The organism is Paracoccus sp. M683 (assembly GCF_007096355.1).
In the GTDB taxonomy this organism is placed as follows: domain Bacteria; phylum Pseudomonadota; class Alphaproteobacteria; order Rhodobacterales; family Rhodobacteraceae; genus Paracoccus.
The window spans coordinates 21,232-44,013 of record NZ_VKDF01000022.1; the positions used below are offsets into that span (position 1 = coordinate 21,232).

At 61.9% G+C, this 22,782-nt stretch carries 23 protein-coding genes and 2 pseudogenes; 17 read left to right on the forward strand and 8 right to left on the reverse strand.

What is annotated here, in order from left to right:
• Nucleotides 1-137 precede the first annotated feature (137 nt).
• The 3 genes from FNJ84_RS20300 to FNJ84_RS20310 form a co-directional block, all read right to left on the reverse strand.
• Nucleotides 138-1,154 carry a helix-turn-helix domain-containing protein gene (locus FNJ84_RS20300; RefSeq protein ID WP_143794989.1) on the reverse strand — a complete coding sequence of 339 codons (1,017 nt, stop codon included), beginning with the start codon at nucleotides 1,152-1,154 and terminating at the stop codon, nucleotides 138-140.
• A 144-nt stretch (nucleotides 1,155-1,298) separates the two neighbouring features.
• On the reverse strand, nucleotides 1,299-1,757 hold the full coding sequence (locus FNJ84_RS20305) for a type II toxin-antitoxin system VapC family toxin (RefSeq protein WP_143794990.1): 459 nt from the start codon (nucleotides 1,755-1,757) through the stop codon (nucleotides 1,299-1,301).
• On the reverse strand, nucleotides 1,754-1,990 hold the full coding sequence (locus FNJ84_RS20310; RefSeq protein WP_143794991.1) for a hypothetical protein: 237 nt from the start codon (nucleotides 1,988-1,990) through the stop codon (nucleotides 1,754-1,756). The genes FNJ84_RS20305 and FNJ84_RS20310 overlap by 4 nt, the downstream gene beginning before the upstream one ends.
• Nucleotides 1,991-2,031: 41 nt before the next feature.
• Here FNJ84_RS20310 and FNJ84_RS20315 point away from each other — a divergent pair, with 41 nt between their 5' ends.
• The 7 genes and pseudogenes from FNJ84_RS20315 to istB form a co-directional block, all read left to right on the forward strand.
• Nucleotides 2,032-3,093, forward strand: coding sequence for a tyrosine-type recombinase/integrase (locus FNJ84_RS20315; protein WP_143794992.1), 1,062 nt, complete (start codon nucleotides 2,032-2,034; stop codon nucleotides 3,091-3,093).
• 434 nt (nucleotides 3,094-3,527) lie between these two features.
• Nucleotides 3,528-4,712, forward strand: coding sequence for a plasmid partitioning protein RepA (gene repA, locus FNJ84_RS20320; RefSeq protein WP_143794993.1), 1,185 nt, complete (start codon nucleotides 3,528-3,530; stop codon nucleotides 4,710-4,712).
• A gap of 23 nt (nucleotides 4,713-4,735) precedes the next feature.
• Entirely contained in the window at nucleotides 4,736-5,683 is a 948-nt protein-coding gene (gene repB, locus FNJ84_RS20325; RefSeq protein ID WP_255471350.1) for a plasmid partitioning protein RepB, read from the forward strand.
• A gap of 220 nt (nucleotides 5,684-5,903) precedes the next feature.
• Nucleotides 5,904-7,217 carry a plasmid replication protein RepC gene (gene repC / locus FNJ84_RS20330; protein WP_143795009.1) on the forward strand — a complete coding sequence of 438 codons (1,314 nt, stop codon included), beginning with the start codon at nucleotides 5,904-5,906 and terminating at the stop codon, nucleotides 7,215-7,217.
• A gap of 67 nt (nucleotides 7,218-7,284) precedes the next feature.
• Nucleotides 7,285-7,647 (forward strand): antitoxin Xre/MbcA/ParS toxin-binding domain-containing protein, encoded by a 363-nt coding sequence (locus FNJ84_RS20335; RefSeq protein ID WP_255471351.1) that lies wholly within the window; start codon nucleotides 7,285-7,287, stop codon nucleotides 7,645-7,647.
• Nucleotides 7,648-7,834: 187 nt separating this feature from the next.
• A pseudogene (gene istA / locus FNJ84_RS20345) lies at nucleotides 7,835-8,650 on the forward strand (IS21 family transposase); the annotation flags it as partial.
• Nucleotides 8,641-9,105 (forward strand): annotated as a pseudogene (gene istB, locus FNJ84_RS20350) (IS21-like element helper ATPase IstB); the annotation flags it as partial. The pseudogenes istA and istB, both read left to right, overlap by 10 nt.
• Before the next feature lie 319 nt (nucleotides 9,106-9,424).
• Here the strand turns inward: istB and FNJ84_RS20355 are convergent.
• Nucleotides 9,425-11,953, reverse strand: coding sequence for a S8 family peptidase (locus FNJ84_RS20355; RefSeq protein ID WP_143794995.1), 2,529 nt, complete (start codon nucleotides 11,951-11,953; stop codon nucleotides 9,425-9,427).
• Nucleotides 11,943-13,214: an ATP-binding protein gene (locus FNJ84_RS20360; protein WP_255471352.1), complete on the reverse strand. Its 1,272-nt coding sequence runs from the start codon at nucleotides 13,212-13,214 to the stop codon at nucleotides 11,943-11,945. The genes FNJ84_RS20355 and FNJ84_RS20360 overlap by 11 nt, the downstream gene beginning before the upstream one ends.
• A gap of 76 nt (nucleotides 13,215-13,290) precedes the next feature.
• Here FNJ84_RS20360 and FNJ84_RS20365 point away from each other — a divergent pair, with 76 nt between their 5' ends.
• The 6 genes from FNJ84_RS20365 (at nucleotide 13,291) to FNJ84_RS20390 (ending at nucleotide 16,313) form a co-directional block, all read left to right on the forward strand.
• A complete protein-coding gene (locus FNJ84_RS20365) occupies nucleotides 13,291-13,491 on the forward strand; it encodes a hypothetical protein (protein ID WP_143794996.1) in 201 nt (66 codons plus the stop codon).
• Nucleotides 13,492-13,961: 470 nt separating this feature from the next.
• The gene (locus FNJ84_RS20370; protein ID WP_101754930.1) at nucleotides 13,962-14,153 is read left to right on the forward strand and encodes a hypothetical protein; all 192 of its coding nucleotides are present in this window, start codon (nucleotides 13,962-13,964) and stop codon (nucleotides 14,151-14,153) included.
• A 463-nt stretch (nucleotides 14,154-14,616) separates the two neighbouring features.
• The gene (locus tag FNJ84_RS20375) at nucleotides 14,617-14,856 is read left to right on the forward strand and encodes a hypothetical protein (protein ID WP_143794997.1); all 240 of its coding nucleotides are present in this window, start codon (nucleotides 14,617-14,619) and stop codon (nucleotides 14,854-14,856) included.
• On the forward strand, nucleotides 14,856-15,752 hold the full coding sequence (locus FNJ84_RS20380) for an ArdC family protein (RefSeq protein ID WP_255471353.1): 897 nt from the start codon (nucleotides 14,856-14,858) through the stop codon (nucleotides 15,750-15,752). The genes FNJ84_RS20375 and FNJ84_RS20380 overlap by 1 nt, the downstream gene beginning before the upstream one ends.
• 23 nt (nucleotides 15,753-15,775) lie before the next feature.
• Complete coding sequence (locus FNJ84_RS20385) at nucleotides 15,776-15,976, forward strand: hypothetical protein (protein ID WP_143794999.1); 201 nt, start codon at nucleotides 15,776-15,778, stop codon at nucleotides 15,974-15,976.
• Nucleotides 15,977-15,986: 10 nt separating this feature from the next.
• Nucleotides 15,987-16,313 carry a hypothetical protein gene (locus tag FNJ84_RS20390; RefSeq protein WP_143795000.1) on the forward strand — a complete coding sequence of 109 codons (327 nt, stop codon included), beginning with the start codon at nucleotides 15,987-15,989 and terminating at the stop codon, nucleotides 16,311-16,313.
• A 418-nt stretch (nucleotides 16,314-16,731) separates the two neighbouring features.
• Here FNJ84_RS20390 and FNJ84_RS20395 read toward each other — a convergent pair whose 3' ends face one another.
• From FNJ84_RS20395 to FNJ84_RS20405, 3 genes are all read right to left on the reverse strand, one after another.
• A complete protein-coding gene (locus tag FNJ84_RS20395; RefSeq protein WP_143795001.1) occupies nucleotides 16,732-17,319 on the reverse strand; it encodes an SOS response-associated peptidase in 588 nt (195 codons plus the stop codon).
• Nucleotides 17,320-17,357: 38 nt separating this feature from the next.
• Nucleotides 17,358-17,675 (reverse strand): hypothetical protein, encoded by a 318-nt coding sequence (locus FNJ84_RS20400; protein WP_143795002.1) that lies wholly within the window; start codon nucleotides 17,673-17,675, stop codon nucleotides 17,358-17,360.
• Nucleotides 17,676-18,343: 668 nt separating this feature from the next.
• Nucleotides 18,344-18,724: a hypothetical protein gene (locus FNJ84_RS20405; protein WP_143795003.1), complete on the reverse strand. Its 381-nt coding sequence runs from the start codon at nucleotides 18,722-18,724 to the stop codon at nucleotides 18,344-18,346.
• 663 nt (nucleotides 18,725-19,387) lie between these two features.
• Here FNJ84_RS20405 and mobC point away from each other — a divergent pair.
• The 4 genes from mobC (at nucleotide 19,388) to FNJ84_RS20425 (ending at nucleotide 22,553) form a co-directional block, all read left to right on the forward strand.
• Complete coding sequence (mobC, locus tag FNJ84_RS20410; protein ID WP_143795004.1) at nucleotides 19,388-19,975, forward strand: plasmid mobilization relaxosome protein MobC; 588 nt, start codon at nucleotides 19,388-19,390, stop codon at nucleotides 19,973-19,975.
• Nucleotides 19,972-21,846: a relaxase/mobilization nuclease domain-containing protein gene (locus FNJ84_RS20415; RefSeq protein ID WP_143795005.1), complete on the forward strand. Its 1,875-nt coding sequence runs from the start codon at nucleotides 19,972-19,974 to the stop codon at nucleotides 21,844-21,846. Before mobC ends, FNJ84_RS20415 begins: the two co-directional genes overlap by 4 nt.
• Nucleotides 21,847-21,925: 79 nt before the next feature.
• Nucleotides 21,926-22,156, forward strand: a complete 231-nt coding sequence (locus tag FNJ84_RS20420) for an AbrB/MazE/SpoVT family DNA-binding domain-containing protein (protein ID WP_143795006.1) — start codon at nucleotides 21,926-21,928, stop codon at nucleotides 22,154-22,156.
• Complete coding sequence (locus FNJ84_RS20425) at nucleotides 22,146-22,553, forward strand: PIN domain-containing protein (RefSeq protein WP_143795007.1); 408 nt, start codon at nucleotides 22,146-22,148, stop codon at nucleotides 22,551-22,553. Before FNJ84_RS20420 ends, FNJ84_RS20425 begins: the two co-directional genes overlap by 11 nt.
• The last annotated feature ends 229 nt before the right edge of the window (nucleotides 22,554-22,782 follow it).

Consider the following 22,782-nt stretch of genomic DNA (forward strand, 5'->3'; position numbering starts at 1 on the left):
CGACGCGCGACTACTCGATCGAGACGCTTCATCGATGTTGCGCGATGGTTCTCGAGCTACCGAGGAGCCGCCTAGTCCACCGGAAAATTCCTTGTCGCGTGACACAGACGATCACGCCGGGACGGTCGGGCTCGTGGTCACAGCACCGCCGTCCACAGCCGGAACCGCGTTCCGCCCGTGATCTCGCGCACCAGCCCCAGGCCCTGCAAGCGCGCCAGCAGCCGCTCGGCGGTATCGCGGCTCAGCCCGGTCGTGGATTCCAGAACCATGGCCGACAGAACCGGATGCACTACCAGCGCATCGATCACCAATGCGGCATTGCCGCCCTTGATCCGCGCCGTTGCTCGCCTCGCCCGATCTGCCCACTCCGTCAGCTGCCGGATCACGCGGAACCCGGCCTCGCAGCCGGCCGCAATGGCCCCGCACCACGTCCGCAGAAACTCCTCCGCATCACCACCTATCGTCCAAACTCGCCGCCCGGCCTGCCCCATCGGCACCGTGACCAGCGGCCCCGCGCTGTCCGCCATGGCCCGTGCCGCCCAGCACATCGCTTCCAGCTGGTGCCCGTCCGGCGACAGATCGGTGAGCCGCCAGAGCCGCAACCCATAGGCGGCGCGGGTGATCGCATGGCACCCCTCCAGCGCGGCCAGCCCCGCCGCGAAGCCCTCGGCCTCGTCGTCGAACGCTGCGCCACTCGGGCGCAGCAGGTCGCTGTCGCCCCGACCCTGCCCCGCCCGGTGCAGCCCGAGGAAATCCCGCAACGCCTCCAGACGCCCCCTGCCCTGCAACCGCCCGATGGCCCACCGGGCCAGGGACAGCGCCTCCAGGTCGACCGAGGCCGGGGCATCGGCCAGGTCGCGGATCAGCACGTCTTGCGGGATCGGCGTCCCCGCGGCCCAGAGCATGGACACGACCTCCGTCAATGCCAGCCGGGTAACCAGACCGCGGCGCATGGTCTCGTCCTGCCCGGCCAGCAGCCCGTCCAGCCGGCCGATCGCCTGCGCCGCCTGCGCCAGGTCCACGGCGCAGGCCGCCTCGGCGACGCGCCAGGCCGCGGGATCCAGCAGCCGCCGTCGATCACCCCGTGGCAGGGGCGGATCGCCGGTATCGTCGTCCTTTGACGGATCGAACCAGTCTTCATTCAAATCACTCATGTCCGCAAAATAGGCCAGAATTGCGGAGCACTGAAGCAGATTCGTTCTGACGCAATTACTGTCGATAAGATGCCATTATCGACAGTGTTGAGATGGCGCGTGAAAACCGCTATCACCGGGCGGAGAAACCGGTCAGGGAGAGCGTCAATGCGCCGCAGAATCGCCCAGCAGGCGAACGAAGGGCGCGGCCTCGGCCACCGCCGCCGCAGCCCGGACAAAGCGGCGATCCGCGGTCACCACGGGCACCTTCTGGCGCATCGCCAGGGCGAGATAGGTGCAGTCATAGACCGGATGATCCAGCAGCAACGACAGCTGCAGCGCCCGGGCCGCCAGCGAGGCGTCCTCTGCGCCCGGCCGCAGCGGCGCCCGGGTGATCAGGTCGAGGGCATCGGCCGCCTCTGCCGGCAGCAGCCGCTGTCGCCGCACGGCCGACCACAGCGCATTCGCGACCTCGATGAAGATCAGGGCCGGTGCATAGAGTGGCCGTCCGTCGAGCAGCGCGGCCGCCATCTCGCTGCCCTCTTCCTGCAGCACCCATTTCAGCGCGGTGCTGGCATCGACCACACAGGGTCCGGAGAGCGGACCGGCGACGGCGTCGCTCACCCGCGCGCGTCCCGTCCCGCGCGCACCAGCGCGGCGCTGTCGGTGCCGCGATCGAGGCGGGCCCGCAACCGGGCTGCCGCCGCCGCGAAGTCCTCGGACTGGCCGGGCGTGCCCAGCACCTCGCGCAAGAGCATCCGGTGCTCGGCCTCGACCGAGCGGCCATTGGCAGCCGCGCGCAGCCGCAGGGCCTGCGCCGTGGTTTCGTCGACATCCCGCACGATCAGCTGTGCCATGGCTGGTTCTCCATCAATTCGGTATCAATGATAGCAACCTGATGTCACGACTTCAACCCCTGCCCCTTCCCGCCTCGCTGACGCCCGCCGACCAGGACGCCCTGGCCGAGCTGTTCCGACGTGGCACGGCCGAGAACACGCTGCGCGCCTATGAACAGGACCTGGCCTATATCGGGGCCTGGAAAGCCGCTGCGTTCGGTGCCGCACTCGCCTGGCCCGAGGAAGAACCCGTGGCGCTGCGCTTCATCCTCGATCACGCGCGGGATTTGCGCGACGCGACCGGGCCGGCCCGTGAGGCAGCCGAGGCCCTGGTGGCCGCGGGACTGAGGCGCGGATACGCCGCCCCTGCCCCGTCGACACTGGATCGACGCATCGCCAGCTGGCGTGCCTTCCACCGGATGAAAAACCTGCCGTCGCCCTTCGATGCGCCCTTGATCAAGGAGGCGCGCGTGAAGGCGCGGCGGGCCGCGGCCCGGCCGCGCCAGCGCAAATCCGAAAACCCGATCACCCGCGAGGTGCTGAGGGCGATGCTGGCCACCTGCCGCACCGGCGCGAGGCGCGATCTCCGAGATCACGCCGCCCTGGCGCTGGCCTGGGCCAGCGGCGGGCGCCGGCGCTCCGAGGTCACGGCGCTGAATTTTGATGATATCGACGCCCGGCCAATGGCGGAGCGCGGGCTGATCCGCATTCGCCTCTTGCACACCAAGACCACCACGCCGGACCAGGCGCCCTGGCTGCCGCTGAAAGGGTTTCCGGCGCGATCCGTGCTGGCCTGGATCGAGGCCGCCGGGATCACCGGCGGGCCGCTCTTCCGCCCGGTCAGCCAGGCCGATCGGGTGCTGAAACGCCGGCTGACACCCGGCGGGTTCCGCGAAATCGTCGCGCACCGTCTGGAGCTGGCCGGCTATCCAAGGGATTTTGCCAGCCCGCACGGGCTCAGATCCGGGTTTCTGACCCAGGCGGCGCTGGATGGCGCGCCGCTCGCCGCCGCCATGCAGCTGTCATTGCACCGCGATCCGGCGCAGGCGCAGAAATACTATGCCGATGTCGAGATCGAGGATAACCCGGCGACGGATTTGCTTGAGCGCCGTCAGCTCGATTGACCTTCGCCCAGCAGCGCCAATCCTGCGTTCCGCGCGGCCTTGATGTTGCATGTCGGGGTCCGACGGCAGCCGCGCCCTGCCCTGCTGGCGCGCTCAACTGATCGGCGACCGATGCCGTCTATTCCGCGCCAACCATCCGTGACCACGGTTTCAGCGCCAAGCTTGGAAAGGCTGCCAACCAGGACGATCTCTATCTGCACACGGGCCGTCCCTTTGGGGTCAGGGCCGCCGCCGGAGTAGCGGGCTGGCAGGGCTTAGCTGTGGCGGGGCCTTTTTACAGCTGTAAAATGCAGAGCGAACTAGTCCGCACATGTAGTCTTATCCAGTTTTAGTGACGCTATATAGAGGAATAATCTTGACTTAGCGCCGTGAATCACGGCTCTTAGCCTCAAGTGGCGCGAAAAAGGCCATATTTTCGATTTTGGGGCAACTAGATGATTCCTGTGACACCACTGGCAAACGAGAAGCCCTCAGCGCTCGCGACTGATATTTCCGAGCGACTGAATGCTGCCATCCGGGAGCATCTTCTTTCTGCTTTTGCCCCAGATAGCACCAAGACGCTACGATCTTTTTCCGCGCCGGAGGCAGCCGATCTACTCGGGGTCTCCGGTCAGTTCATGCGTAAACTGCATTCGGAAGGGACAATCCCCGAGCCCAAGGATGTTCGTGGTGGGCGGCGCTTCTATACGGCGCAAGAGATGTGGAACGCGCGCGAGATTCTTGAGAAGTCGTCGCGCAAGAAAGGGCGCTATCTGCCGCGGCGTTCTGGTGACGAGAAACTGCAAGTTTGGCAGTTGATGAACTTCAAGGGCGGCTCAAGCAAAAGCACCACGAGCATCCATCTTGCGCATTATTTTGCGCTTCGCGGCTACCGCGTGTTGGTCGTTGACCTCGATCCTCAAGGATCGCTGACATCCATGTGCGGTATTAGCCCGGAGATCGAGTTTGACGGTCTGACGGTCTATGACGCTATCCGATATGAAGAGCCCGTAAGCATGGTAGATGTCGTGGTCCCCACGTATTTTCCGGGGCTTTCAGTCGCGCCGTCGCGCCTGATGTTGTCAGAGTTTGAGACGGAATCTGCGGTACATTCGAACCCTGACCAGCCGTTCTTCACGCGCATCCGAAATGCGTTGTCTCAGGTCGGCGATGATTTCGACCTGGTCTTGATGGACAGTCCACCTCAACTCGGCTTTTTAACCATCGCCGGGATGGCTGCGGCGAGCTCCCTGATCGTCCCTTTATCGCCCTCAATGTTGGACGTTTCGTCGACAGCTCAGTTCCTTGAACTTGCCGGGGCCTACATGGGGGTGATCGAGGATGCAGGCGCAACACTTCAATACGATCAGTTCAAGTTCCTGATCACTCGGGATGAACCAACGGATGTGCCGTCACAACAGCTGACCTCATTCATGCGCGCGCTTTTTCAAGATCGGGTTATGTCCGCGACCGCTCTAAAGAGCACTGCAATCAGTGACGCAACCATGCTCAAGCAGTCTATCTATGAGGTCGTGCGCTCAGAGATGACACGTGCGACTTACGATCGCGCAAAAGGTTCGATGGATGCCGTGGGTGATGAGGTGGAAGCCATGATTCACCAGTCATGGGGGCGTAAATAATGGCAAGAAAGTCCCTTAGAGACATGTCGGGTATCGCCAACACCATCGCGCGTTCCAGTAGTGCCACAACAGAAAGAACTCCCAAAACAAGCGCACCCGCTTTGGGAGCCTTGCAGGGGTCTCTTGCGTCTATCCGAGAGATCGATCCAAGCCTGATCGATGACTGGGGTCCCAAGGATCGACTCGATGATTTTACAACTGTAAACGACGAAGATGACGACGAAGGCTTTGAAGCCCTCAAGAACAGCATCCGCCGTGACGGTCAACAGGTGCCGATACTCGTTAGGCGCTCCAAGACTTCGGAGGGCCGCTTTGAAGCGATCTATGGCCGCCGTCGCTTGAAGGCGTGTCGAGATCTCGGCCTTAAGGTGCGTGCGAACGTCCAAGACGTCGATGATGCCACCGCTTTGTTGGCTAAGGGACTTGAGAACGCGGCCCGTCGCAACCTCTCGTTCTATGAGAAGGCCCGCTTTGCCGAAGCGATCCAATCTGCGGGGCACGAAAGTGCGACGGTGCGCAAGGTCTTGAACCTCTCCGCCTCAGGGCATTCGCATCTGACGAAAGTGACGCAGAATGTCCCGTCTAAGGTTGGGGACATGATTGGTGCTGCGCCTAAATCCGGCCGACCGAGGTGGACGGACTTGGCTGAGTTATTTCTTGCGCGGAAACTCACCGAGACAGTCGCGCTTGATCTGCTGACCAAGATCAGCGCTTCGTTGACGTCGGATGAACGATTGGAAGCGCTCATCAAGGAGGCGAGCAAGCGCGGGACGAAAGTGTCCAGTGGTCCTCGAGAGTCTACGCCCGTGGATGGCGTGGTTATCAAGGCTGGGCGAGGGGTCCTGTCTCTGTCCGTGAAGAAGTCTGGTACAAATGCCGAGTTCGCGAACTGGCTCGAGACCAATCTAGTGGACATTATCAAGAGATCCTACGCCGAGTTTACACATGTAAACTCTGGGGATGGCAAGTGAGGACGAGCAGAAAGGAGGAAAGGTAAACAAAGAAAACCCCCGAAACCGAAGCTTCGAGGGCTGCCGCGCAGAGCGCAATTCTTAGATTAGACACCTAGAAACTAGCAGCCAGCGAATCGCCATACAAGAAAAATCGCTTCTGAGCGAACGGGATTTCTTTGTCTGCTGACAAAGTATGGAAAAATTCATTGATGCTCCGCCGGGAGCAACTGAGGTAGGCATGCCTCAGCTCGAGAGAAGTGTGTCCACCGTGCGGCAGCCCTCAGGTTGGCGCAAGCCTACACCGGGTCTTGGCATTGCAGAGCAGCTTGCCCAAGCCGGTGAACAGGTCGCTGTACCCAAAACTCGGGCATTTGTGGCCGTGAAGCGGGTCGGTGCATATATTGGCCTCAAGGCCGGAGACTTGATGCTCCTCGACACGCTCGGGGCCTTCACCCAAGCCCAGGACTGGGAGGAGGGGCAGCGCCCGATCGTCTGGGCATCCAATGCCTACCTGATGGAGCAGACGGGCTTCTCGCTCTCCGCACTCAAGCGCCATGCTCGGCGTCTGGCCGAGATCGGCGTGATTTCCTTCCAGGACAGCCCCAACGGCAAGCGGTGGGGACGCAGGGACGCAGAAGGGCGCATCGTCGAGGCCTACGGCTTCGATCTGTCGCCACTCGCAGCGCGCGTCGAGGAGTTTGAAGAGCTGCATGTCGAATTGCTGGCAGAACGCGAGATCTGCCAGCGCCTAAAGCGTCAGATCACGGTGGCGCGCCGGATGATCCGCGCGCGTATTGAGGCGGCTGTCAGCAGCGCGCTGCGTGGGCCTTGGACACAGTTCACGGGGTTCTTCGAGGAGCTTCTGGACCGGCTTCCGCGCCGTCATGAAGCGTCCGAACAGCTTGCCCGACTGCTCGGTTGGTTCAAGGAGCTTCAGGCGCGGGTCGAAGCCGCCTATCTCAAGGCAACTGAGGCCAGCGTGCCTGTGGAAAACACGCCTGAAACCACAGCACAAGTGCCCGAGAAGACTCAAGAAATGAACCCCAGGGAGGTCATTACCGACCCTCATATACTAATTACAAACCAACTTGATCCTGTAATCAGTAATTCCTCAGAAGATGAGGAAGTCGCGGCCGTGGTGCACAATGCTCAGCCCGAAGATCAGGTTGATCGGGAGCTGGAAGAGTGGGTGGCCGAAGTACGCAAGAAGCGGGTATCGCTGGATCTGCCGACCGTCCTGCAGGCTTGTCCGGAATTCGCATCCTGGGCGCGCAATCTGGAAGGGTTTGTCAAGGATTGGGGAGATCTTCACCGGGTTGCCGGCCAACTCAGGCCAATGATCGGGGTGTCCGAGCATGCCTGGAATGTGGCGCAGGACAGGTTGGGTAAGCAGGTGGCGACAGCGGCGTTCGCGCTTGTCTTCGAAAAGCACAATGCGGGCGAAGTTGCGTCTCCGGGAGGTTATCTCCGCGGTATGGTCGAAAAGGCCGGGGCAGGGGAGTTGCATCTCGAGCGCAGCTTCTACGGCAGACTGAGCGGGCAGGCGGCGTGACGGTGCATCGGACGACAGTGACGGCCTTGATCGCCGCACATAATGACGCTATATCTTGTCAAGATAAGTGGAGTTCGTCATGCAGATAGAGTCTTTCGCTGAAGGTGGTCTCTTTGCCCCTGCCCGCATCGCCGAAATCCTGCGCACGACGAAGGATGAAGTCGCGCGGACCGTCGGCCTTGGGCGTGACGCGTTGATGCGGGCCCACCGGGTGCAAAGTCCGAAAACCCAGAAGCGCCTTCGCGAGATGGTCGAGATCCTGAACCGGGTCGAACCGCGCTTCGGTTCGGCCTTGATCGCCTATGCCTGGTATCGGTCGGAACCACTGCCGGGATTTAGTGGCCTGACCGCAATGCAATTGGTGCGCGATGGGCAGGCTGAGGCGGTCATGGACTATATCGATGCCGTCGATGCAGGCGTCCACGCCTGACGTCATATGCGGTATCGAGGACTCCTTTACCGGGCGCTGAATCCGATCTACGCCCGTGACCCGTTGTCGGGGGAGGGTGTGTTTCGGCATGCAATTTTGACCCCCTAAGGCGGGGTATCGGCGTCCCATTTTGCCCCCCCTGACGTTCTGTCGGACCGTTCGTTGCGAGGCAGCGGACGGAGGGGAGATGAAGCGGGTGGATACGATCGCGCGGGTCCGGCGGGCTTATTACGTTCAGAAGTGGTCTGTGAAGAAGATCGTGCGGGAACTGCACGTGTCGCGGAATACCGTGCGCAAGATCCTGCGGACGGACGAGACGGACTTCAGCTACGAACGAGAGCGGCAACCGATGCCGCGGATAGGACCGTGGCAAGGGCAGCTCGAACAGTTCCTGTCATCAAATGCGAACAAGCCGTCGCGGGAACGGTTGACGCTGATCCGCATCTTTGAGGAGTTGCGCGGGCTGGGATACGAAGGCGGCTATGATGCCGTGCGCCGGTTCGCGAAGGGTTGGTCGCAGAACCGGGGCGCGATGACAGCCGAAGCCTATGTGCCGCTCTACTACGCACCGGGTGAGGCATACCAGTTCGACTGGAGCCATGAGGTCGTGGTGATCTCGGGCGTCACGGTGACGGTGAAGGTAGCGCATATCCGGCTTTGCCACAGCCGGATGATGTTCGCCCGGGCCTACATGCGCGAGAGTCAAGAGATGGTCTTTGACGCGCATGACCGGGCCTTCGCCTTCTTCAAGGGCACCTGCACGCGCGGGATTTACGACAACATGAAGACGGCGGTTGAAGCGGTCTTCACGGGCAAGGAACGGCATTACAATCGCCGCTTCCTGCAGATGTGCAGCCATTACCTTGTTCAACCGGTCGCCTGCACACCCGCATCGGGCTGGGAGAAGGGACAAGTCGAGAACCAGGTCGGGCTGGTGCGGGAACGGTTCTTTACGCCGCGCCTCCGCGTCAAAAGTCTGGACGAACTGAACGCCTGGCTGCTGGCAGCTTCGTCGCGGACCAGCGCAATGTCGTCCTCATCGGCGGCACTGGCACCGGCAAGACCCACCTCGCCATTGCCATTGCCCGTGCGCTCATCCGCAATGGCACCCGCGGCCGCTTTTACAACGTCGTCGATCTGGTGAACCGGCTCGAGACCGAGACCCGCGGCGGCAAGCAGGGACGGCTTGCCGATTACATGACCCGCCTCGACTTCGTCATTCTCGATGAACTCGGCTATCTGCCCTTCGCGCAATCCGGCGGACAGCTGCTCTTCCACCTCATCAGCCGTCTCTACGAACGCACATCCATCATCGTCACCACCAACCTGGCCTTCGGAGAATGGCCGACCGTCTTCGGCGACGCCAAGATGACCACGGCGCTCCTCGACCGCCTGACCCATCACTGCGAGATCATCGAAACCGGCAACGAGTCATGGCGCTTCAAGAACCGCGCCTGACCCCGATCAGGGCCTGAAGGTAGAAGGCCGGGATGTAGTGATGCTTCTTTGGTTCGTCCATCTGCTTCCGCACTTGGTCGCATTCCTCCCGCTGAGAACTGCATCGAGCCGGACCGATCCCGAAAACCCGGAATTACGCCCGCGCCCCGCAGCACTTCGTCCTAGCACGCCCGCTGGCCGCTGCGACCATGAAGCTCAGTTCTGAGACCAATTGTTCACTTACGTGCTGGCGAAGACTTTGCTCTTGCGCGCAGCGCGCCAATGCTGCCGTATCTTTTAAAGGCTGAGAATTCCTGACTGACGGCGGCGAGGGTGTCCACTACCGACCGCGTGGCCGCAGCCTCGTTACCGTTCGAACATCCTGTGCTACCGCAGTGCTCGCCTGTAGCCACTGCCGCATTTCCTGGAAAACAGGCTGGCTGCCGTCTGGATCCTCTAGGGTTAAGAGTATTGCAAAAGGCACTCCTTCCGCGGGAAACTGCGCCTCAGCACGAACAAGGCTGGTGACCTCCAGCCGCCATTGCGACGAGCTTCCGTTCTCAATGAATGTACTCTCATACTGCTTGGCCGGCCACCATTTGAGCCCGTGGTCTATAAGCGCCTTCTCGGGTATAGCGAGATTGGTTGACTTGGGCAGGTAGCGGGCCGTGATCTGGTTCGTGAAGCGGACACTGCCATCGGAAGCAGGCTCCGGCTGACGCTGCTTCAGCGATGCCTCAAGATTGACGCGGACAAACTCGGCACCGAAGGCTGGATCAAGCGGTGGTGCGTAAACGAGTGTGATTTTGGCACGGCCTGAGCAGCGTCCGTCTGTAACGAGGCTTTGTGGCCAGCTGAACGGGAACCGGAGTATGACCGGCTTCTTCTCGCCAATGCTCAGGCGGCTTTGGAAAAGCAGCGTGATCTGGTGGTCGTCCGTTTCCAGCATCGTGGCGACGGCTTGCGGCCTGCCGAAACCCGCGAATTGCCGGCCGATGTCCTTGAGGCCACGCTTCGTCAGTGGGTCGGGCATCGCCGTGTGATGCAGCAACATGGCCCGCAGTGCTTCTACAGACAGGCCGCCCTCGGTCGCGGTGTCGAGGCCCGCCAACGTACGCGCAACCAGCGGTGCGGCGAAACTCGTGCCGACGACGCTGTTCCTGCCGCCCGAAGGAGACAATGACGAAAGCCCAGTGGGCTTTCCGGGGCCGCTTCCCCCTGTTCCGCCATAAAACGCCACATCGGGCTTGACACCAACTTGGAGACCAGGCCCGCGCGTCGTGTAAACGGTCGGCGCGTCGGCAATCTGATCGGTGTTCGGAGGATTGAGCGCGCCGACCGAGATAGACCTGACGCTCTCGGCGGGCTTGAAGATCGTGTCGGGTGAAGTTCGCGACGCGAAATAGTTGATGACGTCGACAGGACGCTTCTGCCAGGCGGAACGCGCCTGAGCGCGTGGCAGGTTTCCGGCGGAATTCACGAAGACCACGCCATAGGTATCTGCGATCTGGTCAAGGCGGGAAGCGTAGATGCTGTATCGGTGACTCTCGACCGGCGCGACGGCGTTTATGGAGAGATTAAACACTCTGACGCCATGTTCGTTCTTCGCCTCTGCGACGGCTTGCTCGATCTCTTCGAGGAAGTCGGAGAAACCTCGATGATAATGAGCCATGAACGGTCCGCTAGGGTAGAGGGGTATGTCGTAGAGATGGCAGCCATTTGCCTCGGGCGCAACGTCCACACCATTGAGGGCTTGCCCGACGGTCAGGAGACCGGCGACGTTCGTGCCGTGGACCGTGTCATATTCCCCTGACGATAGATAGTCGAACCGTCCCGCAACCCAACCCTCAAGAACCGGCGCCACACCAGAGTCGATGACACCCACGATCGGGTAAGTCGACCGGCCCTGCGGAAGGGGAATGTCAACTGGTTCAATCGCTGCAATGGCATCAGAACTTGAGCGGTCGTCTGTCAGCTCGAGCAGAACAGGTGGCAAGATCGCACGCACCAGAGGATGCTTCTGGAGTGCATTCAGGGTCGTCTCGTGTCGCTCCGGATTTCGGTCAATCGAGGAGAGGCTGATTTCCTGGCCTGAATCGCTTCCAGCCGCACCTGCTCGATGGTCGATCAGGGCGTCGACAGGCTGCGTGGTCAGTTGAACTTCAAGGACGGGGGTTCGTCCGACCTCAAAGGCGAGGTAACTGCGCGCGCCCAAGCCGAGAGACAACAACAGCCGCTCAAGCGAGCGCCGTAATGCGATCCGTCCGAGCGGGTCATCGGCAATCACCCGTTCAGCCGGCGTCTCGAAAAGCTCGATTTGATAGCCGGAGACCGCACGAGGATCTTCGATCGCTGCCAGAGCTGCTGCGGTAGAAAATGCACGTTTCTGCTCGGGAGGTGCGATTTCGATGGTCTCGATGGCGCCGACTTCGGCTCGGGCGATGGTCGGCGCCTTGTATGGCTTTTCGTCAGCCCTCCGATACTTTGTCTCGACGGAGGCTTCAGCCTGCTCGATGCGCTGTCGCAGAGCTTTCAGATAGATCAACGGAGCTCGAAAATAGAGCGTTCCGACTGCATCCGCTCCCACACATGGAAATTGGTCAGGCTTGAACAGCCACCATACCGGTCGATAGGATTTCGCCAGCGCCTCGTTTCGCATCTGGACTTTGAGATACGCCGCGGGACCGTAAGGGCTCGTACGAATTTCGTCTATGATCCGGTCGATCTCGGCCAGCAGCAAGTCCTTGTGGGTGACGAATGCCTTGTCGGCTCCTTCGAAAAAATCCTTGTTCCGCGGCGGCCGGCCCGGATCGGGTGCCTGATGAAAGTCGCGATCATTCAGAATGATTTGAACCGGATTATTGGGCATGCGCTGCCTCTAGCAGTGGCAGATGGCGCTTCGCCTTCTTGAGATCACTCACCCGCGACTGACCATATCCCGTCGCCTCACCTATTTCGGTTTGCTTGAGCGCAAGCGCACTATCATTCGCGATCAGGCTGACGAACGCTTCTGGATCGACGGCAAGGATGCGGGCTCCCACGTGATCGTGTTGCGGCGAACGGGCTAGTACAGAGCTCAAGGCATGGAACAATCCTGGCCCGTCATGAGATTCGCCGCTGAGCGCCAGCGTCCGTTTTGCAGCCGTGCATACTCTTTCGATGTCGGCTCCCGTGCGCCCTGCGAGACAGTATGAGAAGACCCGGAGGGTAGAGGCAGGCGCTTCCAGCGGTTGGAGGAAACGCGCAATCAGGCTTTCGCGAGCAGACTCGTCTGGCTCCCCAAGCTGAAGATGTGTTTCAAAGCGACGCCAAACAGCTGGGTCCAGGAGCCTGTCATGGTTTGTAATAGCGATCGTGATTCCAAAGTTGCGCCGCTGATCGAGATTCTGCAGCAAGGTGTTGACTACGCGTTTGATCTCTCCGATCTCCTGCGGATCGTCCCGGAGCTTTGCAAGCGCGTCGAACTCGTCCAGCAGCAGAACACAGGCGTATCGGTTGGCGAAGTCGAACAGGTTCGCAATATTGCGCGCGGTCGTGCCCAAAAACGATGATATCAAGCCGTCGATGCGCGCCACGACCAACGGCAATCCCAACCGGGCAGCGATATAGTGGGCGGTGATGGTCTTACCCGAGCCAGGCGGCCCGTAAATCAACAGAGAGCGCGTGGGCGACACGCCCACCTCCTGCAGCGCGGCCTCACTGGTCCATTCCTGCAACAGTCCCTCAACCGTTTCCGACACTGCTGCCCCATAAACGGGCGCCCGGCCGTTCCGACCCGGAAAATCAACCGTGCACAATCGGGCTCCGGTTTCTCGATCAATCGGTGGATTGACTCCCTGTTCGAGGGCTTCTCCGGAGATCTGGCCGCGAGACACCTCCACGCGGCTCGGAGCTAGTTCCTGTCTGTCGCGCGCAGCGGCGCGCAAGCGCTCCAACGTAGCGGCTTCCTTCGTAGCCCCGGCCTTCTCGAGGCGCTCACGAAGGCGCAGCACCTGCTTGTCCACAGCCTCCCGGTCCCCGGCTAAGCTGGCCCGAACGATGCTTTGGATGACCGCGAAGTGCTCCATATCGACAAATCCACCATAAAGATCGTGTTGTATCGATCTGTATCGCCATTTTCTCGATTTCACAAGCCACGTATTGCAATTTTATCGGAGATTTTCTACTAGGAATCGACCGCACTCTCATCTGAATCGGGTTCAAGCCGTGCTGATCGAAAATCTCGCGTTTGGTATCGCCGCCAAGCGGACGATCACTCAGGATTTCGCCGCCACCACCTCGCTGCGAGCTGTGCGAACGACCGCTTTGGCGGGGGCGCTGCAGTTGCCATGCCGCGCTGCCATCAGGCGGCTCTCCGCCCGGCCTGCAGATACCTTTGCAGGCGCAGCAGGGCCCGCGCCGCTGTGACGCCCGACTTGGCCCATTCGGCCGCATGACGCGGGCTGGCCTTGAGCCGCCTGCGTTCGCAACCGGATCATGGGGCAGCCTCCACCGCCCCCGGCCAATCCCGGTCGGCCTGTTTGGATGGGGCAAAATCTCGCGTGCAGGACGATATTGTGGCGGTCGTCGTCGGGCGCACTGATCCTGGCAGCATTGCAGTTGAACCGGAGACGGCAGCCGGTCCCGGTCTTGCCACCTTTCTCGCCCACGGTGACGCGGTCGCTTGCTGTCGTGGCCAACCCGGTCCTTTCCGGCAGGTGCGTTTCTCATTGATGAAATATGACAGGGCAGCGCGCCGGACGGCCTTCGGCCTTCAATGACGAATTTCCCCTGGCCTCCGGCCATTCCCCGCGGAAGACAAATTCCTCATTGACCGGTGCTCTTCCTGCCCCGTCCCGGAAATTTCATCGAAACGCCAGACAGGAAAGGAACACCAGATGGCCTTTGATAGCATGAAGCTCCGCGTGAAAACCGGCGAGAAAGACGGCAAGACGTTCTGGGACAACTGCGGTGTCCTCTTCATCAACCGCAACGACGCCGGCGAGATCACCTCCATCCAGGTCCGCCACAACATGTTCCCCGGCGTCGATATGGTCGCCTTCCCGAAACGGGACGACGACCAGGAGTGAACGACAGGGGCGGCGCAAGCCGCCCCTTTACCGTTCCATCCAGTCGCTCACGCGGGCAGCCTGCGGCCAGGAAGATCGATGGAGGCCCGCTTTTGCGGTCCAGGATGATCGGTGGCCGTGCCGGGGGATCGACCGGGCAGGCCCAGCTCACCCCCGACCCGACGACCTTCCTGTTTGTTTCATCCGCCACGCATCCCTGCGTCTGCCGGTCAAGGGGCAAGCGCCGCGCGTATCGCGCGTCGTCGTCCAGGCGGGCCGTGTCCTCGGCTGCGCCTGCGGGCCGCACCACCCCGCCTTCCCGACCCCGTGACAGTCAGCCCCAGGGCCTCGGGCAGGGCTACGCCCTTCCCGCTCCTGCTTTCCGAAAGGCATGGGCCTTTCGAGACAAGCAGAGCAGGAAGGTCCGCCCACCGGCGGAACGGGGCAAGGACCTCGCCGCCCGTCACTGGAAAGGAGGCCAGACATGGCTGACTATCGCTTGGGATCCTCCCCTCTCGTTCATACCCCCGGCCTGATCGCATGGGCGATCAACGGCTACTATTTCGAGGAAGATCGCCCGCAGTTGCTGGATGTCATCGCCGCGACCTATCCCGGCGTTCCGCGCGAGGCACTGGAACAGGTGCTGCTGCGCAAGATCGACTATCGCGTCGAGACCGAGACCGTCGTGTTCGCTGTGGAGCGTCCCGTTCAGGAGGGCGCATGATGGCCGAGTTCGATGTCTACCAGCATGTCACCGACCAGATCATTGCCAGCCTCGAGGCTGGCACCCCGGTCTGGCGGAAGCCCTGGACCGGCGATGCGGGCGGCATTCCTTTCCCCCGCCGCAGCAACGGGGAGTATTATCGCGGCATAAATATCCTGATGCTCTGGGCGCGGGCGGCTGAACAGGGCTATCGCAGCGGCCATTGGTTCACCTATCGGCAGGCCCAGGAGGCCGGCGGTCAGGTCCGCAAGGGCGAGACATCCGCCACGGTCGTCAAATACGGCACCTTTGAAAAAGAGGATGCCGAGACCGGCGAAGAAAAGACCTTCGGCTATGCGAAGGCCTATCGCGTCTTCAACGGCGATCAGATCGACGGCCTGCCCGAGGAATTTCACGGCAAGCCCATCGAGGCCCCGCGCGATCTTGGCACCAAGACCGACCCGGCGCTTGAGGCTTTCTTTGACGCGACCGGCATCGAGCGGCGCACAAGCGACCGACCAGAAGCCTTCTATGATGTGGCAGGCGATTTCATCCACATGCCGCCGGTCGGGACCTTTCATGATGCCGCCGGATTTTATTCCACGCTCGCCCATGAGAGCTGCCACGGCACGGGCGCGGCGCATCGGCTGGACCGGTTCAGCCGCTTCAACGGGCGGGCGGATCGGGCCTTCGAGGAACTGGTGGCCGAGATCGGCGGTGCCATGGTCTGCGCACAGATCGGGGTGACACCGGAGTTCGGGCAGACGGCGGCCTATGTGGAAAGCTGGTTGCGAGCATTGAAGTCCGAGAAGCGGTTCATCTTCAAGGCCGCGACCGAGGCGCAGAAAGCCGCCGACTGGCTGATGCGCACCGCCCCCGCGGGTCTCTTGGACAGAACCAACCGGGCCGCCGCGTAAGGCGGCCCCATGGGAGAGCAATCATGCCCATCCTTGCCCGATATTCCCGCCTCAACGTGCTGATCTCAGCCGGCGGCGGCGCCGTGATCCGGGCCGCCGCGATGAAAATCAATCCCCGCACCCGGTTCGATCTGGCCCGGCGCGGCGACCGCCACGACGATGGTCGCGACAGGCTCCATCACCAGCACGATGCGCGCGACCTGGCCGCGCGGATCCGGCTCTGAGGGTCAGCTCATGGCCGGCCCCGACCCAACGCGCCTGGAACGCACGCAGGCCCTGTTCGATGCCATCGCGGCCTGCGACCGCGCCGATGCGGAATTCATCCTGTCGGGAGTTCTGGCCGAGATGGGCGCGGGCCCGCCGCTGCCCGCTCTGGGGGCCATCGAGGAGGAGGCGGAAGCCTGGGCGGCCTTTGCGACATTGCCGGAACTGACGGCCTATTTTTTCGCCACCGGGGCGCGCCTGAGCAAGCGCCGGCTTGGCGCACGGGGGCGCATGCGCCTCATGCGCCGCCTCCTGGGTGAGATGACGAATGAGGAACGGGCGGAACTGCTGCGCTGAAGACCGGGGCACTGTTTATGCCTGCCCCGCCTCGAGCGGTGTCTTTTGGGCGGCGAGACTTATCCCCAGTTTCTGTGGATGATTCCGGGGATGAATTTCCCAATGCGTTCTCGACCTTTCGGAAACACCTGAGTTTGACTGGTTGCTACGTCTCCAATGCGCCACGCCGCGCTCCCGCTGCAGTCTAGGTTACGATCGGGCGGGCCTCGCGATCGCCGATAAAGGCGGCTTCTCTGGAACTGACACCCATGACCTTTCGTCACTCGCTACTGGTTTCGTCGAGATCAATTCCAGACTGATCCGCACCGCCGGAGATGTTTGTGATGGCCAGGTTGCAGGATGTCATAGCGCTGTCGATCTCGCAGTCTCGCCGTGCGGGGGGCGTCGCTGAGGTAGTCAGAGCCAGTCGTCTATCCGGTCAGGTCAGCTCGGCCTCGTCCAGCAACGCCAGGGATCCGTCGGGCAGGGGCAGTTGAAGCTCCGCAGCGGGGATCCCGCTCAACCAGGCCGTCCAGTCGTCGGGCTGGGTCAGGATTACTGGCATCGCCTTTGGATGGATCGCCCGGACCTCGGCATTCGGTTCGCAAGTCAGGAAGGCATAGAGATCATCCGTCGTCTCGCCGTCCTTCACCTTGCGGACGGAGGTCCAGTCGCGGATCTCGATGCCGGCAAAGAACATCGGTTGGTCGTTCGTGGCGGCAAACCACTGGTTGCCCTTCCCCTTGCCGCGTGGCTCGGCGAAGGCGCTCAGCGGGACGAGGCAGCGATTGTCCCGACTGAGCCAGCGGCGCCAATGCGGCGATCCAAGATTGCGGATATTGGTCACGCCGGGGTCGCGTTCCGTCTTCAGGGCGAATTTCGGCGAGGGCAGACCCCAGCGCGCTGTGACCAGCTCCAACCCGTCACCGTCATGGCGGATGATCGCACCGGGCTGGTCGGGATAGACGCGGCCCGGCTGCAGATTGCCGGCACGGTCCGTCACGCCGGGGAAGAGTCGGCGCATCATTTCCTGCGTGGTGCCGTTATTATACAGATTGCAGATCGTCAGACCCTTTCATCGCGCCAGATCCATTTGACAACCTGCCTGACTGGCCTGCGAACGGTCAAGCCTGCCGCCAGTTCATTGGCGCTCGGCAGGTGCCAGCGGATCGACATGTAATCGATCGTCCGGCACTGGCCGCAACCCCAGGGCGGCACATGCGCTTCGTGAAACGGGTCATCGATGACCTTCGCCAGATCCTCGGCCCAATAGTTCACCGTCCGGCCGCAGAGGTCGCAGCGCATCACCATGAGCATATGGTCGCGGGCACAGTCGCGGATCGAGCGGTTGGCGAATCTGTTGGTTGAGGGGATCGACGGCATGGTAGGAACATAATGGGAACATATGCCCACCGACAAGCTGTCCAAACGTCAGCCCGAGGTTGCAGGCGCAAGGCTGTGAACGAAAATGCCGTCAGCGATCGAGAGGCCCGCTGCCCGGCGCGCTATCGATCACGCAATCGCAGTAAGACTGGAGCAGGAACGGGGTAGCCGTGATACAGAATTGTAGCCGGAGGTGACAAACCGGTTTCTCGCGCCGAGTCGTCATCGGGAGTACAGTTGGGACGTCCAGAGCCAATCAATCGGCACCGACGGCATTGCAAAACTCACCTCCGGTGCAGTGTCGACATTGGGTCTCGCGCAGGGGCTATTCTGCTCCACCCCGGCTGGAAGGGGCCGAAGATGCGCAGGAGTGTTTCCCGTCCGGCGCAGTGCCGCCGGCGGAAACTGGACGGAAGGGAAGGCGGTGGCCGCGACGGGCTCTGAGGGGAGCAGCGATGCGGGCCACCGCCTGATCCACAGCAAATTTCGAACCGATGTGCAGGTCGGCGCTGCCATGCGCGTCTCCTGGCCCTGGGCCGCCGCCCGGGGCAACCGGTTCAGGGGGTGGCTTTCGCCGATCTCTATCGACGGATCTGCAGTTGACAGCAGGTCCTCCGAGAACGAACCCTTGCGGGCACATCCCGGCTTGGTGTCTCCATCGTGCTTTATCACGCAGGACCGCGTTCTGCCGAGCCCCGGCCGATGATCTCCTGCCGTTCGTCATCACTCAGACCTGCCATCAATCTCCGGATCATGCGGATCCGGCCGCGCGGCCCGAGCGGATAGCGCGCCATCTTCTGTCCTGCTGCCAGGAACACCGCACGCAGATCGTCGAACGTCGCGGCATGGGCCCAGAACTCTGCATCGCTCATGGCGTCAAGGAAGGGCTGCATGGGCGCCCCGGTCTGCCATTCCTCCAGGACGACCGACAGAACCTGCTCGGCATCTTCAGGATGGCAGGCATGGATCGCATCGATCAGGTCCGCCACACGCGACAGGCGCAGTCCCGGGCTCATCTCTTCGCAATCCCGTCCAGCAGCATCGGCCATCTTCCCCTCCACCGGTATGGGGCACCCCGCAATGGGGACAGCCCCGAAAACATTCGTTTTCGGGGTCTGGCCGTCGCCGAGACTGGGGGTAGCTCTGGCAAGGGGAATCGATGGAAGTGGTGCGGCCCGCAGCCGCGCCAGCGGCGAGGACCCGGTTCTGTCGATTTCCCTTGCCAGAGCGAGGGGCAACGCCCCTAAACTTCGCCTGCCCAGATATCTTGCGCCGTAGGCGCACGATCTTCTGTACTGGTCTCAATCTGTCACGGATTTGGTTTCGACCGCATCGGTGCCGGCCAAAGGGCAGGGGCCTCTTTACCTTTTGGGGCTCGCGGCACCGCCGACCTGCAGGGGCTCTTCCGACAAGCCCTGCGTGAGGAGCGAGGTCGCGGCAACGCGATTTCTTATCGATTGAGAGGATCCCCATAGCGGGGCAGCGGATCACCCCAGGGTTCATCCGGTCACAGGCGACGGCGCCATGTTGGCGCCGGCAGCGGTGCCGGCGTGCCGGCGCTGTTTTTTCATTGAAGCAAACGGACCCTATGTGCCGCACCGAGCATCCCTGTGATCGCGACAGCGGACGCAACCTTTGGTTGCGATTTTGTTTGTTATGATCGCGATTGTGGGCTACTCTGGCACATATGGGGAAGTGGCAGGAAATGCGGAATGTATACAAACCGTCTGACCGCCATCGTCAGGAGACTATTGATGGCGCGTAAATCGCTGACGAAAGACCAGAAGGCAGAGGCCATCCGCCAGTTGAAAGCGGGCGGGGCTGTTTCGAGCGTTGCCGATGCTGTCGGGGCCGAGCCGGAGGCGATCAAGAAGGAAAAGGCCCTGAAACTGCGTCAGTCGGAGGCCACCACGACCTATGGAAGCGTCGTGACTGTGCGCCTGTCCCCTGAGGAGGTGCAGCAGTTGGACCGGCTGAAGGACGTTCTTGGCACGGACAGCAGATCAGAAGTGCTGCGCACCTTGCTGCGTTCCAGCGTCGGGATGCTTGAATTTCCACCCGAGCAGGCGGCGGAACTGGAGGCGATCAAGCACGAGCTGCACAAGATCGGCGTCAACATCAACCAAATCGCCTTCGCCGCGAACACCCGGAAGATCAAGCTGGCAAGGGGTCAGATGCGCGCCCTGGATGATCTACGGCTAACCATGCCGAAGGTGCGGACCTTTTTGCAGGCGGTCGTCGCTGAGCAGCGTCGGCGCGGCGTGCGTCTCTTCAAGGCCTTCGTTGAGGGTGAAGCATGACACGCGGCGGTCTGGCCAAGGCGCTGATCGGCGAGATCGAGTTCCCGATCTGGCAGGGTGGGGCGGGCATGCTGGCTTTTCAGCAGGCCGAAGTGGCCCGCGAGTTCGACAGGTTCATGACGCCGAAGCCAAAGGTTTCGGGGCGTGCCGCGAACCTGTGGCGCGTCGCCCAGGGCTCTAATGCGGTGGTGCTGAAGAAGATCCACAATGGCGGCACCCATACCGGCAAGCAGCTCGGAAATCAGCTGGATTACCTGTTTTCCAAGGCGGCGGCGGTGTTCGGCAATATGGCCGAGCTGGACCCGCGGGCCAGGACGCTGGACGGTGACCAGCGCAAGGCTGTCGTCGATCAGTGGTCGGACGAATGGACAGGCGATCCGAAGAACGGCCATACCACGCATCTGTTGGTGTCCTTCCCCTTCGATGTGAGCGGCGAGCGGGCCCGGCCGGTGGTCGAGGAATGGTGCATGGAGATGTTCCAGTCGGGACTGCATTCGGATGGCGAGGAATGGGCCTATGTCGCAGCCCTGCATACGGATCGCGTCAATCGGCATGTCCATGTCGTCGTGAACAACCGGGGCCTGGAAAATGGCGACTGGTTTTTCATGGCGAAGGATCATGTCTTCAATCTGGATTTCATGAAGGAACGGCTGGTCGAGATCGCGGCTGGGCAGGGCATGTTTTTGGACAAGAGCAGCCGCCTGGATCGCGGCGTCCTGACCTATGGGCCGTCACGGGCGGAGATCGAGCGGGCGGCACGTGAGGGCCGTGAGCCCGTCGAAGCCCGCCGGCAGGGCAGGGCGCTCAGCGATGCCATCGATCACATTCAGCGTAATATCGAGACGCTGCGCAGTCTCGCAGTCGTGGCCTCGCTGATCAGTGACGAGGATCTGGCCCGGAAGATAGAAGCCGCAGCCGACCTGCTGGAACAGGGCGGCATCATCAATCATCGAAATCAGGAGATCGTCATGGACCTCGAGACCATCCGCAATCGCGGCGATCTGGCCAATGCCTTCGGGAACTGGCTGGATGAAAGCGAGAACGACATTTCGCGCATGCCCGTGCAGGAACAGCGTGAAATGCGTGAAGAACTGTATGGCATTGCCTCGGAGATCGTGCGCGATCTGGGCGATAACCGCGGTGCGCAGCTGATGCGCCATGCCCCGCGCACGCCGGTCTATCAGGCGCAGATGGACGGCGATCGCATCACTGTCGAGGACAAGCACAAGGTCATCGGGCCGGATGGCGCGAAGGAAATGACGGCGCAGATCGGTGCGGCCGCAGAGAAGGCAGGTCTCGATCCGAGCGTGATCCAGTCCCGGCTGGAGACCGGAGCGGCAAATGCCTGGCAGGAGCGCGAATGGATCAAGGCCGATATTCTGGCCGTGGCCAACACGAAGAAGATCGATCTCGCTTCCGAGGACGGGCGGGGCAGAGCGGCCGATCTGGTTGACACCTTCTATGCCGCTGCGGCGCGGACGATTTCCCGCGCGGTGCCGATCGAGCAGGAGGCCCAGAACGACAAGCTCGCCCGCACCCTGTCGGCAATGGCCGAGGCCCATGCCCAACACGGCAAGGTCGAGTTCCAGAATGACGAGCATGCTGCCCGCTTCGGTTCCGACTTCCGTGAACGCTATGGCGAAAACGCCATGTCGCGGATTGCAGCGGGTGACACCAACGCTCTGGCCGTCGATTTCCCTGACGCAGGTCAGCGTCGGGCCATTGCGCGGGCTGTGGCAGCGGCGGGCGAAGCCCATCAGTCGGTCGGCATGACCCTCGCCCAGACCCGGCAGGTCAAAGAGAAAATGGCCGAGCAGGAGGCTGACGATCAGCACGTCTCGCGCAACAAAGATCTCGGTCACGAGCTGTAATCGCATCACTGATTGAACCGTCGGGCAGCAAGATATACATTACTGGTGATGTGTATCATTCTAGGCGGGGCCAAACACCATGCAGATCGCGAAATGGGGCAACTCTCTGGCCGTCCGTCTACCTGCGCGGATGGTCCAGGAGCTCGGGCTGAAGGCGGGCGATGAGATCGAGATAACTGCGGCCGATGCCGGGCATTTTGAGGTCCACCGGCGCCGCGATCCCGAAGAAATTCTGGCCCGCCTGCGCGAGTTTCGCGGATTGATGCCCGAGGGCTATCGGTTCGATCGGGACGAGGCGAATGCCAGGTAGGTTCTTCGACACGAACATCCTGCTTTACTTGCTTTCTGACGACCACACCAAGGCTGACATTGCCGAAGGGCTGCTGCGCGGCGGTGGAACCGTCAGCGTGCAGGTGCTGAACGAGATTGCGAATGTCACGCAGAGGAAGCTCAGGATGAGCTGGTCGCAGACGGATGAGTTCCTGCTCATGATCCGTGAATTTGTGACCGTCGAGCCGTTGACCTATGAGACGCATGACCTTGGTATCGCCTTGGCGCGGAAACACGCGCTGTCTGTCTATGACGCGGTGATCGTTGCGGCCGGGCTGCTAGCTGGCTGTGATACCTTGCTTTCCGAGGACATGCAGGACGGGTTCAGGGTGGCCGATAGGATCACGATCCGTAATCCATTCGCCGCGCAAATATGATCCGCGCAGCTATCTATGATGGATCGCCATGTGATCACCCGTCCAGGTTAGGAGCAGGGTCGGCGTGTTTTCCCTCGCTGGACTATGAAAGTTTGGGCGTATTTTGTTGAAAAACTCTCCTTGATTGGTGGGCTGGTCGCTGATTCAATTCCGTTGTCAGGCGGGAGGATCGGCAATGATGGGTCCACGGCAGGAAGCACAAGCGGCACTGTTCTACGCGTTTTCGCTT

What these genes read in the sequence shown, in the direction of transcription:
- FNJ84_RS20300 (WP_143794989.1), bottom strand. Translation starts at nt 1,154, where the DNA reads ATGAGTGATTTGAATGAAGACTGGTTCGATCCGTCAAAGGACGACGAT.
- FNJ84_RS20310 (WP_143794991.1), bottom strand. Translation starts at nt 1,990, where the DNA reads ATGGCACAGCTGATCGTGCGGGATGTCGACGAAACCACGGCGCAGGCC.
- FNJ84_RS20315 (WP_143794992.1), top strand. Translation starts at nt 2,032, where the DNA reads ATGTCACGACTTCAACCCCTGCCCCTTCCCGCCTCGCTGACGCCCGCC.
- repA (WP_143794993.1), top strand. Translation starts at nt 3,528, where the DNA reads ATGATTCCTGTGACACCACTGGCAAACGAGAAGCCCTCAGCGCTCGCG.
- repB (WP_255471350.1), top strand. Translation starts at nt 4,736, where the DNA reads ATGTCGGGTATCGCCAACACCATCGCGCGTTCCAGTAGTGCCACAACA.
- repC (WP_143795009.1), top strand. Translation starts at nt 5,904, where the DNA reads ATGCCTCAGCTCGAGAGAAGTGTGTCCACCGTGCGGCAGCCCTCAGGT.
- FNJ84_RS20355 (WP_143794995.1), bottom strand. Translation starts at nt 11,953, where the DNA reads ATGCCCAATAATCCGGTTCAAATCATTCTGAATGATCGCGACTTTCAT.
- FNJ84_RS20370 (WP_101754930.1), top strand. Translation starts at nt 13,962, where the DNA reads ATGGCCTTTGATAGCATGAAGCTCCGCGTGAAAACCGGCGAGAAAGAC.
- FNJ84_RS20375 (WP_143794997.1), top strand. Translation starts at nt 14,617, where the DNA reads ATGGCTGACTATCGCTTGGGATCCTCCCCTCTCGTTCATACCCCCGGC.
- FNJ84_RS20380 (WP_255471353.1), top strand. Translation starts at nt 14,856, where the DNA reads ATGGCCGAGTTCGATGTCTACCAGCATGTCACCGACCAGATCATTGCC.
- FNJ84_RS20385 (WP_143794999.1), top strand. Translation starts at nt 15,776, where the DNA reads ATGCCCATCCTTGCCCGATATTCCCGCCTCAACGTGCTGATCTCAGCC.
- FNJ84_RS20390 (WP_143795000.1), top strand. Translation starts at nt 15,987, where the DNA reads ATGGCCGGCCCCGACCCAACGCGCCTGGAACGCACGCAGGCCCTGTTC.
- FNJ84_RS20395 (WP_143795001.1), bottom strand. Translation starts at nt 17,319, where the DNA reads ATGATGCGCCGACTCTTCCCCGGCGTGACGGACCGTGCCGGCAATCTG.
- FNJ84_RS20400 (WP_143795002.1), bottom strand. Translation starts at nt 17,675, where the DNA reads ATGCCGTCGATCCCCTCAACCAACAGATTCGCCAACCGCTCGATCCGC.
- FNJ84_RS20405 (WP_143795003.1), bottom strand. Translation starts at nt 18,724, where the DNA reads ATGGCCGATGCTGCTGGACGGGATTGCGAAGAGATGAGCCCGGGACTG.
- mobC (WP_143795004.1), top strand. Translation starts at nt 19,388, where the DNA reads ATGTATACAAACCGTCTGACCGCCATCGTCAGGAGACTATTGATGGCG.
- FNJ84_RS20415 (WP_143795005.1), top strand. Translation starts at nt 19,972, where the DNA reads ATGACACGCGGCGGTCTGGCCAAGGCGCTGATCGGCGAGATCGAGTTC.
- FNJ84_RS20420 (WP_143795006.1), top strand. Translation starts at nt 21,926, where the DNA reads ATGCAGATCGCGAAATGGGGCAACTCTCTGGCCGTCCGTCTACCTGCG.
- FNJ84_RS20425 (WP_143795007.1), top strand. Translation starts at nt 22,146, where the DNA reads ATGCCAGGTAGGTTCTTCGACACGAACATCCTGCTTTACTTGCTTTCT.